The organism is Streptomyces sp. NPDC097640, assembly GCF_040302705.1.
Lineage (GTDB): Bacteria > Actinomycetota > Actinomycetes > Streptomycetales > Streptomycetaceae > Streptomyces.
The window spans coordinates 191,037-203,329 of record NZ_JBEOSB010000023.1 but is presented as its reverse complement, the minus strand read 5'-3'; the positions used below and the strand labels follow the sequence as shown (position 1 = coordinate 203,329).

Annotated in this window: 1 protein-coding gene and 1 pseudogene; both read left to right on the top strand. The window is 74.3% G+C overall.

Annotated elements, in window-relative coordinates; genetic code table 11:
• A partial coding sequence (locus tag ABTY62_RS32045; RefSeq protein WP_352132919.1) for a type I polyketide synthase occupies positions 1-1,485 on the top strand: 1,485 nt, incomplete at its 5' end.
• Between the two features lie 79 nt (positions 1,486-1,564).
• Positions 1,565-12,262 (top strand): annotated as a pseudogene (locus ABTY62_RS32040) (type I polyketide synthase); the annotation flags it as partial.
• Positions 12,263-12,293: the final 31 nt, after the last annotated feature.

The following is a 12,293-nucleotide window of genomic DNA, read 5'->3' as shown; positions in this document are numbered from 1 at the left end:
GAGAATCCGGGGCGTTTTGTGCTGCTGGATGTGGCGGAGGGCGAGGACGTGGCGGGGGTGTTGCCGTCGGTGCTGGGGTGCGGTGAGCCGGAGGTGGCCTGGCGTGGGGGCGAGGTGTTGGTTCCCCGGCTGAGGCGTATGGAGCCGGTCGAGGAGCCGGGCCTTCCGCCTTTGGACGGCGGGGGGACGGTGTTGGTGACGGGTGGTACGGGTGGGATCGGTGCGGTGGTGGCCCGTCATCTGGTGGTGGAGCACGGTGTGCGGCAGCTGCTGCTGGTGTCGCGCCGGGGGTTGGCGGCGGAGGGTGCGGAGGCGTTGCGGGATGAGCTGGTGGAGTTGGGCGCGTCGGTCACCGTGGCGGGCTGTGATGTCGCGGACCGGGCGGCGGTCGAGGAGCTGCTGGCCTCCGTCCCCTCCGGGCATCCGCTGACCGCCGTTATTCACGCGGCGGGTGTCGGCGACAGTGGCTTGGTGGGGTCGTTGACGTCGGAGCAGTGGGACATGGTGTTGCGGCCGAAGGCGGACGGGGCGTGGCATCTGCATGAGCTGACGCGGGGGCTGCCGCTCTCGGCGTTTGTGATGTTCTCGTCGATCGGTGGTTCGGTGGCGGCGGCGGGTCAGGCGAATTACGCGGCGGCGAATGTGTTCCTGGACGGCCTCGCCCAGCACCGCCGGGCGGAGGGTCTGCCCGCCACCTCGGTGGCCTTCGGCCTGTGGTCGGAGACCGGCATGGGCGTCATGCTGGGCGAGGTGGACCGTGCCCGGCTGCGGCGTCAGGGCCTGCTGCCGCTGTCGGCCGCGGAGGGGCTGCGGGCGTTCGACGCCGCGCTCGTCTCCGGTGCGGCGACCGTGACGGCCTCACCCGTGGACACCGCCGCCCTGCGTACCCGCAGGGGCGAGATCCCGGCGCTGTTGCGCGGGTTGGTCCCGGCGTCGCGCAGGCTGAGCCGGGAGACCGCGGGCGGCGGCGACGCCGAAGGCCTCAAGCGACGGCTCGCCGGACTCGGCCCCCAGGAACGGCTGGACCTGCTGATCGACATGGTGCGCGGCCACGTCGCCGTCGTTCTGGGCCACGCGTCAGCGGACACGGTCGAGGCGGACCGTAACTTCAACGAGCTCGGGTTCGACTCGCTGACCGCCGTTGAGCTGCGCAACCAGCTCAACGCCGCGACCGGACTCCGGCTCCCCGCCACCTTGATCTTCGACTACCCCACCGCCCAGGCCGCCGCGGGATACCTGGCGGCGCAGCTGACCGATGACACCGACACCGCGGATCCGACCCTGACCGAGATCGACAGGCTGGAACAGCTGCTGTCTTCGGTGTCCGACGACGACCGACGCCGCGCCGTCACCGTGCGACTGCAATCCCTGCTGCTCAAGTGGACCGGTGGCGAACCCGATTCGGCCTCCGTGGAATCCCGGATCGGCTCGTCCTCGGCGGAAGAGATCTTCGCCTTCATCGACAACGAGCTCGACCTCCACTGAGCCGACGACCGGCGACCATCTGACCGAAGACGGGTGAAGGCTTCTTATGGACGACGAAAAGCTTCTCGAATATCTCCGGAAGGTGACGACGGACCTGCACCAGACCCGTCAGCGGGTGCTCGCGCTGGAGGCGGGAGAGCAGGAGCCGGTCGCGATCGTCGGGATGAGCTGCCGCTACCCGGGCGGGGTGATGTCGCCGGAGGATCTCTGGCGGTTGGTCGCCGAGGGCACCGATGCCATCTCGGCGTTTCCCACGGACCGCGGCCGGCCCTCCGGCTTCCCGGTGGGCCGGGGGTGGGACCTGTCCGAGCTGTACGATCCGGAGCCGGGCGTACCGGGCAAGTCGTATACGCGCTCGGGAGGTTTCCTCTACGACGCGGCCGACTTCGACCCGGGCTTCTTCGGGATCTCGCCCCGTGAAGCCCTGCGGATGGATCCGCAGCAGCGGCTGCTGCTGGAGACGTCGTGGGAGGCGGTCGAGCGGGCGGCGATCGACCCGGCCTCGCTGAAGGGCAGCCGGACCGGCGTCTTCATGGGGCTGATGTACCACGACTACGGCGTCGACGGGGCCTCGGGCTCCATCGCCTCCGGGCGGCTGTCCTACTTCTACGGGCTGGAGGGGCCCGCCGTCACCCTTGACACCGCGTGCTCGTCGTCGCTGGTCGCCCTGCACTGGGCGGCGCAGTCACTGCGGACGGGCGAGTGCTCGCTGGCGCTGGCCGGCGGCGTCACGGTGATGTCCACCCCCGGGGTGATCATCGACTTCAGCGCCCAGCGGGGGCTGTCCGAGGACGGCCGGTGCAAGGCGTTCGCCGAGGCCGCGGACGGCACCGGCCTGTCGGAGGGCGTCGGCATCCTCGTACTGGAGCGGCTGTCCGACGCACAGCGCAACGGCCACCAGGTGCTGGCGGTCATACGCGGCTCCGCGGTGAACCAGGACGGGGCCTCCAACGGGCTCACCGCGCCCAACGGCCCGTCGCAGCAGCGCGTCATCCGGCAGGCCCTCGACAACGCCCGGCTGACGACATCGGACGTGGACGCGGTGGAGGCGCACGGCACCGGCACCACGCTGGGCGACCCCATCGAGGCCCAGGCGATCCTCGCCACCTACGGCCAGGACCGGGACGCCGAGCGCCCGCTGTGGCTGGGGTCGATCAAGTCGAACATCGGCCACTCCCAGGCCGCGGCGGGCGTGGCCGGCGTCATCAAGATGGTCATGGCGCTGCGGTGCGGCAGGCTGCCCAGGACGCTGCACATCGACCGGCCGTCGTCACATGTGGACTGGTCGGCGGGGGCGGTGGAGCTGCTGACCGAGCCGGTCGAGTGGCCGGAGACCGGGCGTCCACGTCGGGCGGGGATCTCGTCGTTCGGCATGAGCGGCACCAACGCGCATGTCATCGTCGAACAGGCGCCACCGGCCGAGCGGGAGCCGGACCCGGGCACCCATGTGCCCCGCGTCGTCCCGTGGCCGGTGTCGGCGAAGACCGAGGAGGCGCTGGACGGTCAGATCGAGCGCGTCACAGCGCTCATGGCGGACACCGGCCCCGACCCGCTGGACGTCGGCTTCTCGCTGGCGACGGGCCGGCCGGCGTTCGAGCACCGTGCCGTGCTGCTGGCCGGCCCGGACGGTGTGGCGCGGACAGGCCGGGGCGTGGCGCGGCCGGGCGGCGGGCTCGGGATGCTGTTCTCGGGCCAGGGCAGTCAGCGGGCGGGGACGGGCCGGGAGCTGTACGAGCGGTTCCCGGTGTTCACGAAGGCCCTGGACGAGGTGTTCGGACACCTCGACGCACACCTGGACCGTCCGTTGCGCCAGGTGATGTTCGCGCGGACCGGGTCGGCCGAGGCCGCGCTGCTGGACGGGACGGGATGGGCGCAGCCCGCGTTGTTCGCCCTCGAGGTGGCGCTGTTCCGGCTGGTGGAGTCGTGGGGCGTGCGCCCCGACCACCTGGCGGGACATTCGGTGGGCGAGGTGGCCGCCGCTCATGTGGCCGGTGTGCTGTCGCTCGAGGACGCGTGCACGCTGGTGGCGGCGCGGGCGCGGCTGATGCAGGCGCTGCCGGCGGGCGGCGCGATGGTGTCGCTCCAGGCCACCGAGGACGAGGTGATCCCGTATCTGGGCGAGCGGGTGTCGATCGCGGCGCTGAACGGGCCCCGTTCGGTCGTCGTCTCCGGTGACGCCTCCGCCGTGTCGGAGGTCGCGGCCCGGTTCGCGAAGGACGGCCGTAAGACCAGACGACTGGCGGTCAGCCATGCGTTTCACTCCCTGCTGATGGAGCCCATGCTGGAGGACTTCCGGCAGGTGGCGGCGAGGATGTCCTTCCAGACGCCGCGCATCCCGCTCGTCTCCAATGTCACCGGCGCGCCCGCGCAGGCGGAATCGGTGTGTTCGCCCGAGTACTGGGTGCGGCATGTGCGGGAGAGCGTCCGGTTCGCCGACGGAGTGGCCGCGATGGGCGCGGCGGGAGTGACCGCCTTCCTCGAAATCGGCCCCGACGGCGTGCTCTCCGCCATGGTGCAGGACAACCTGCCGGAGCGGTCCGGCGCCACGGTCGTGGTCCCGGCGCTCCGCGCGGGCCGGGACGAGGACACCGCCCTGCTCACCGCAGTGGCGCGGCTGCATGTCGCCGGGGTCGCGGTGGACTGGCCTGCGTTCTTCGCGGACACCGGGGCACGCCGGGCCGAGCTGCCCACCTACGCCTTCCAGCGCGAGCGCTTCTGGCCCGAGGCCGCCGGTGAGGAGGAAGCCGACACGCGGAGCGCGACGCATGCGGACCCGGCCGACGCGGAGTTCTGGACCGCCGTGGAGCGCGAGGACGTCGAAGCCCTGGCGTCGAGCCTGCGTGTCGACGGCGCGGCGCTGACCCCCGTCGTCCCCGCGCTGTCGTCCTGGCGCCGACAGCGACGGGAGCGTTCGCTGGTCGACAGCTGGCGCTACCGGGTGGCCTGGACGCCACTGGCCGATACCGCCGTGGACGCCGCCCCCGGGACCTGGCTGGCGGTGGTACCCGCGGGGTGCGCCGAGGACGCGTGGGTGACCTCCGTCCTCGCCGCCCTCGGAACAGATGCCGTTCTCCTCGAAGCAGGCGAGGCGGACCGTACGGCACTGGCCGGGCGGCTGGCCCGGTCGGCCACGGACGGGACGCCCTTCGCGGGAGTGCTGTCCCTGCTCGCGCTGGACGAGTCGCCGCTCGCGGAGCACCCCGCCGTGCCCGTCGGCCTGGCGCTGACCGTGGCCTTGACGCAGGCACTCAGCGACGCCGGGATCGAGGCGCCGCTGTGGTGTGTGACCCGGGGCGCGGTGTCGATCGGCCGTTCGGACCGGGTGGCCTGCCCCGTCCAGGCCCAGGTGTGGGGCTTCGGCCGGGTGGCCGCGCTGGAGCACCCACGGCGCTGGGGCGGCCTGGTCGACCTGCCCGAGGAGATCGACCCGCGGGCCGCCCGGCGGCTGGCCGGGGTGCTGGCCGCCGGCCCCGTCGGCGATGGTGACGGCGACGGGCCCGGCGAGGACCAGGTGGCGATCCGCGCGTCCGGCCTGTTCGGCCGCAGGCTGGCACCCGGCCGTACCGAGCGCGAGGAGCCGGGCTTCTCTGTGACGGGCACCGTGCTGGTGACCGGCGGCACCGGGGCGCTGGGCGCGGAAGTGGCGCGCTGGCTGGCCCGCAGCGGCGCCGAGCGTCTGGTGCTGACGAGCCGTCGCGGGGCGGACGCGCCGGGCGCGGCCCGGCTGGCGGCGGAGCTGGAGGAGTCGGGCTGCCAGGTCTCGATCGTGGCCTGCGACGTGGCGGACCGCCCGGCGCTTGCCGCCGTGTTGGCCGACATCCCCGCCGACACCCCGCTGACCGGTGTCGTCCACACGGCCGGTGTCGGCAGGTCGGTCCCGGTGGCGGAGACGGCCCCCGCGGATGTGGCCGACATCCTGTCCGCCAAGGTGGCGGGCGCCGCCAACCTCGACGCGCTGCTCGGCGACCGGCCCCTGGACCTGTTCGCGCTGTTCTCCTCCATCGCCGGGGTATGGGGGAGCGGTGGGCAGAGCGCTTACGGGGCGGCCAACGCGTACCTGGACGCCCTGGCCGAGGCCAGGCGGGCTCGCGGCGCCACCGCCACCTCGGTGGCCTGGGGCGCCTGGGCCGGGGCCGGAATGGCCACCGAGGACGCGATGTCCGAGTATCTGCTCCGCCGCGGGCTCGGCCTTCTCGCGCCCGACCTGGCCATCAGCGCGCTGCGGGACGCGGTGACCGGGCAGGACGCGGCCGTGACCGTGGCCGATGTCGACTGGGAGCGCTTCGCCCCCTCCTTCCTGTCGGCCCGGCCCAGCCCCCTGCTGTCCGGTCTGCCCGAGGTCCGGCGCGTCGTCGAACGGGCCCTGGCGGCGCGGCAGGGGGAGCGGTCGGCCGTCGCCGCGTTCCGGGAGCAGCTGGAGAGCCTGCCGGACGCCGGACGCGCCGAGCTGCTGCTCGGCCTGGTCCGCGATCAGGCCGCGGCCGTGCTGGGACACGCCGACGCGGACGCGATCGGCGCCGACCGCGCCTTCCGGGAGCTCGGGTTCGACTCCTTGACCGCGGTGGAGCTGCGCAATGTGCTGGACGCCGTCACCGGCCTGAGCCTGCCGTCCACCCTCGTCTTCGACTACCCCACCCCGCTCGTCCTCACGGACCACCTGCTCGCCGAGCTGTTCGGCGGCGAGGAGGAGACGTCCGCGCCCGCGGGCCACCATCGCGCGGACCCCCGCGCCACGGCCGACGACCCGATCGTGGTCGTGGGCATGGGCTGCCGCTACCCCGGGGACGTCGCCTCGCCGGAGGACCTGTGGCGGCTGGTGGCCGACGGCCGGGACGCGCTGTCCCCGTTCCCCGCGGACCGCGGCTGGCCCCTGGAGGGGGATCATGTGCGGGAGGGCGGATTCCTCACCGGCGCGGGCCACTTCGACGCGGGCTTCTTCGGCATCTCCCCGCGTGAGGCGCTGGCCACCGATCCGCAGCAGCGCCTGCTGCTGGAGGTCGCCTGGGAGGCCCTGGAGCGGGCGGGCATCGACCCTGCCGGTCTGCGCGGCAGCGACACCGGCGTGTTCATCGGCGCCGCCGGGAGCGGCTACACCCCGCCCCCGGAGCTTCAGGGCCGCTATCTCACGGGCGAGGCCACCAGCGTGATCTCCGGCCGGCTGTCGTACACCCTCGGCCTGGAGGGCCCCGCGGTGACGGTGGACACGGCCTGCTCGGCCTCGCTGGTGGCACTGCACTGGGCCGCGCGGGCGCTGCGCTCGGGCGAGTGTTCCCTGGCCCTGGCCGGTGGCGTGGCGGTGATGGCCAACCCCGGGCCGTTCCTGGCCTTCAACGCGCAGGGCGGGCTGGCCGCCGACGGCCGCTGCAAGGCGTTCTCGGAGTCCGCGGACGGCACCGGCTGGGCCGAGGGGGCGGGGCTGGTCGCCCTGGAGCGGCTGTCGGACGCCCGGCGCAACGGGCATGAGGTGGTGGCTGTTCTGCGCGGCTCGGCCGTCAACCAGGACGGCGCGTCGAACGGCCTGACGGCGCCGAACGGCCCGTCCCAGCAGCGGGTGATCCGCCAGGCGCTGGCCGACGCCGGGCTGTCGGCCGTGGATGTGGACGCCGTGGAGGGGCACGGCACCGGAACGCCCCTGGGCGACCCGATCGAGGCCCAGGCCCTGCTCGCGACATACGGCCGCCGGCCTGCCGAGGCGCCGCCGGTGTGGCTGGGATCGGTCAAGTCCAACTTCGGCCACGCCCAGGCGGCCGCCGGCATCGCCGGGGTCATCAAGATGGCGATGGCGCTCCGGCACGGCATGCTGCCCAGGACCCTGCACGTGGACGCGCCGTCCTCGCACGTGGACTGGTCGACGGGGGCGGTGCGACTGCTCACCGAACCGGTGCCCTGGCCGGGGGGCGACAGGTCCCGCAGGGCGGGCATCTCGTCGTTCGGGATCAGCGGCACCAACGCGCATGTGATCCTCGAAGAGGCCCCGGGACCGGCACCAGCCCCGGCACCGGCCCAGGCCCCGCCCCTGGAGCGCGGATCCGGCGACGTCACCACGGCGTCCGACCGGCCGGCGCCCTGGTTCGTCTCCGGCGCCACCGAGGAGGCGCTGCGCGCCCAGACCGACCGGCTGTTGCGACACCTGGAACACCACCCCGGCCTCCGGCCGCTGGACGTGGCGTACTCGCTGGTGACGAGCCGCTCGGCGCTCGAACACCGCGTGGCCCTGCTGGCCACCGGCGACGGTGTGGCGGAGCTGGCCCGGGGCACGGCCCGCGGCGGCGGCAGGACCGCGTTCCTGTTCGCGGGCCAGGGCTCACAGCGGCCCGGTATGGGCCGGGAGCTGTACGACCGCTTCCCCGAGTTCGCGCGGGCCCTGGACGCGGTGTTCGCGCATCTGGACACCCTCCTGGACCGGCCGCTGCGTGAGGTGGTGTTCGCCGAGCCAGACACCCCCGAGGCCGCCGAGCTCGACCGGACCGCGTACACCCAGCCCGCCCTATTCGCCCTCGAAGTCGCGCTGTTCCGGCTGCTGGAGTCCTGGGGTGTCACCCCCGACCAGGTGGCGGGCCACTCCATCGGCGAGATCGCGGCCGCCCATGCCGCGGGCGTGCTGTCCCTCGCCGACGCCTGCGCCCTGGTGGCCGCGCGCGGCCGGCTGATGCAGGCGCTGCCCACCGGCGGCGCGATGGTGTCGCTCCAGGCCACCGAGGAGGAGGTGACGCCGCTGCTGGCCGACCGCGCCGACCGCGTGTCCGTCGCCGCCGTCAACGGCCCGCGCTCGGTGGTGATCGCCGGAGCCGAGGACGCGGTGCTGGAACTCGCCGCCCGGTTCACCGACGAGGGCCGCAAGACCCGGCGGCTGTCGGTCAGCCATGCCTTCCACTCGCCCCTCATGGAGCCGATGCTGGAGGAGTTCCGGCGGGTCGCCGAATCCCTCGACTACCAGGCCCCGCGGATCCCGCTGGTGTCCACCCTGACCGGCCACCCGGCCACGGCGGAGGAGCTGTGCTCGCCCGGCCACTGGGTGCGGCACGCACGGGAGGCGGTGCGGTTCGACGACGCCGTGCGCCGACTCGGCGATCACGGGGTGGGCATCTTCGTCGAGATCGGTCCGGACGCGGTCCTGTCCGCCCTGGCCCGGGAGATCCTGGGCGAGCGGACCTCGGAGGCGGTCGTGGTGCCCGTCTGCCGCAAGGACCGCGGCGAGACGGCCACGGTCGTCGCGGCGCTGGCCGGGCTGCACGCCGCGGGCGCCGAGGTGCGGTGGGAGGCGTACTTCGAGGGCACCGGCGCGCGCCGCGTGGAGCTGCCGACGTACGCCTTCCAGCGCGAGCGCTACTGGTCGGCGGCGCTCCCCGGGGCCCACGACGTCTCCGGTCTCGGCCTGACGGCCGCCCGGCACCCCCTGCTCGGCGCCGAGGTGGAACTCGCCGACTCGCAGGGCGTCCTCTTCACCGGCCGTCTGTCGGTGCGCACCCACCCGTGGCTGGCCGACCATGTGGTGGGCGGCACGGCGCTCTTCCCGGGCACCGGCTTCCTGGAGCTCGCCACCCGCGCGGGCGACCAGGTCGGCTGCTCCCGCGTCGAGGAGCTCACCCTCGCCGCGCCGCTGGCCCTCGGAGAGCGGGACACGGCGGTCGTACAGCTGTGGGCGGGTGCACCCGACGCGTCGGGCCGCCGGGAGCTGAGCCTGTACTCGCGCCCCGCCGAGGCGCCCGACCAGCCGTGGACCCGGCACGCCACCGGCACTTTGGCCCCGGAGGAGCCGTACGCCACGCCGTACGCCGCCCCGGATGGCGGGCCGGACGGCGCGGCGTGGCCCCCGCCGGGCGCCGAGCCCGTCGAGGTGGACGGCTTCTACGAGCGCACCGCCGCGGAGGGATTCGGATACGGGCCGGTCTTCCAGGGGCTGCGCGCGGTGTGGCGGCGCGGTGACGAGGTGTTCGCGGAGGCCGCCCTGCCGGAGGAGGCGCAGGACGCGGCCTCGTTCGGACTGCATCCGGCGCTGCTGGACGCCGCCCTGCACGCGGTGTCCTTCGTGGACCTGGGGGCGGGCGGCGCCGGCCGGCTGCCGTTCTCCTGGAACGGAGTGTCGCTGCACGCCGGTGGCGCCTCCATACTGCGCGTCCGGCTCGCCGCGGTCGGCACCGACACGGTGGCGCTCACGGCGAACGATCCGGCCGGGGCTCCGGTGCTCTCGGTGGACTCGCTGGTGCTGCGCCCGGTGTCCCCGGACGCGATGGCCGGGGGCGGCGACGCCGCGGTGGCGCGCGACCTGTTCCGCCTGGAGTGGGCTGCCGTCCCGCACGGCGAGGCCGCGGAGGATGCCACGGGCGTCGTCGAGCTGACGGACGCCACGGCGGCGGGGCTCGCGTCGCTCGAGCCGGCACCGGACGTGGTGTCGGTCGCGGTCGGCCCGTCCGGGACCGTGGACGTGGCCGAGGTCCACCGAGCCGTCGCACAGGCCCTCGAACTGATCCAGGCATGGCTGGCCGAGGACCGGTTCGCCGACTCCCGGCTGGTGTTCGTGAGCCGGGGCGCGGTCGCCGCCGACGACGGAGCACCCGTGGCGGACCTCGCCGCGGCCGCGGTGTGGGGGCTGGTGCGCTCGGCCCAGTCGGAGAACCCCGGCCGGTTCGTCCTGCTCGACCTCGACGCGGAACACGGCACATCGGCGGAGGACCCTCGAACGCTCTCCGCCCACCTGCCCGTCCTGCTGGCGTCGGGCGAGCCGCAGGCCGTCGTGCGGGACGGCGTGCTGCGCGTCGGGCGCCTCGCCCGGCTGGCCCCGGAGGAGGACGCCACCCACCCGTGGAGCGGCGCGGGCACGGTACTGATCACCGGCGGGACCGGCGGCCTGGGCAGCGAACTGGCCCGCCACCTGGTGACCGGACACGGAGTGCGCCGACTCCTGCTGACGAGCCGTCGCGGGCCGGACGCTCCGGGGGCGGGGGAGCTGCGGTCGGAGCTGTCGGCGCTGGGCGCCGAGGTGTCGGTCGTGGCGTGTGATGTGTCGGATCGTGCCGCGGTGGCGGGGGTGCTGGCGTCGATCCCGGCGGAGCACCCGCTCACGGCGGTGGTGCATACGGCGGGTGTGCTCGATGACGGTGTGGTGGGGGCGCTGACGCCCGGGCGGCTGAGCGCCGTGCTGCGGCCGAAGGTGGACGCGGCGTGGCATCTGCACGAGCTGACCCGCGGCCTCGACCTGGCCGCCTTCGTCCTGTTCTCCTCACTGGCCGGGGTCAGCGGCGCGGCCGGGCAGGGCAACTACGCGGCGGCGAACGCCTTCCTGGACGCCCTGGCCGCACACCGCGCCGCACGCGGCCAGGCCGCGACCTCCCTGGCCTGGGGCGCGTGGGAGGAGAGTGCCGGGATGACCGGCACCCTGGCCGGCACGGAGCTGCGGCGCAGCGCGCGGACGGGCCTGCCACCGCTGTCCGTGGCGCAGGGCCTGGCCCTGTTCGACGCCGCGATCCCGCTGCGGCACGCCAACCCGGTGCCCGTCCGGATGGACATGGCGACCCTGCGCGCCCACGCCGACAAACTGCCGCCGCTGATGCGCGGACTGGTGCCGCCGGTGCGCCGTACCGCCACCGCCGCCGGCGCGGAGAACACCGGCCCGGACTGGCTGCGCAGGCACCTCGCCGGGCTCAGCGAGGACGAGCAGGACACCGCCGTGCAGGAACTGGTGCGCGGCCACGCGGCCGCGCTCCTGGGCCACGGCGAGGCCGCGGCCGTCCACCCCGAACGCGACTTCCTGGAGCTGGGATTCGACTCGCTCAGCGCGATAGAGCTGCGCAACAGGCTCACCGAGCTGACCGGGCTGCGACTGTCCCCGATGCTGGTGTTCGACAAGAAGACACCCGCCGAACTCGCCCGCTGGGTGCGGCACGAGTTCGCCGGCCACGGCGGAACCGGACCCCGGCCGGCCACTCGGGAGGAGGCGCCCGGCGGGCAGGACACCGTCAGCGCGATGTTCCGCGCCGCGGTCATCGCGGACAAGGTGGGCGACGGATTCCATATGCTTCAGGCGATCGCCAAGATCCGGCCCATCTACGACCTGCCGGACGACCCCCGGCACATGGCACGGCCGGTGTCCCTCGCCGACGGGCCCGCCACCCCCCGCCTGATCTGCCTCAGCTCGACCGTCGTCAACGGCGGTGTGCACCAGTACGCCCGGCTGGCCGCCCACTTCCGCGGCACCCGCCCCATGTCGGCGATCCCGCTGCCCGGCTACGCCGTCGGGGAGAGCCTGCCCGCCACGGCCGAGGTCGCCCTCCGTACGCTGGCGGCGAGCATCGAGCAGGCCGCCGACCACGACCCCTTCGTCCTGGTCGGCCACTCCTCGGCGGGCGCGCTCGCCTACTCCGTCACGGGCCATCTCGCACGGACCGGCGCACGCCTGCCGGAGTCGGTCGTCATGATGGACACCTTCCGGCCCACCGGTGTGGAGTCGCAGGGCACTCTCGTCGGCGGGCTGCTGGACCAGATCTTCCGGTCCGAGTCGGAGTTCGGGGTGTTCCACAGCGCGAGGCTGTCCGGCATGGCCCACTGGTTCGAGATCGCCGCACACCTGGAGTACGACCCGGTGCCGGTGCCCGTCCTGTTCCTCCAGTGCGCGGAGGCGTTCCCCGGTGGCGAGGCCGAGTTCGACCGCTGGCGCAGTTCCCCGCTCGACCCCTCGCACACCGTACGGCCCATAGCGGCCAATCACTTCTCGGTGATCGAGGAAAAGGCGGCGGACACCGCGCGTGCCATCGAGGACTGGATCGCCACGGGGGAGTGAAGCGGACCCCGCGCCGAAGGGCTCTGGTACT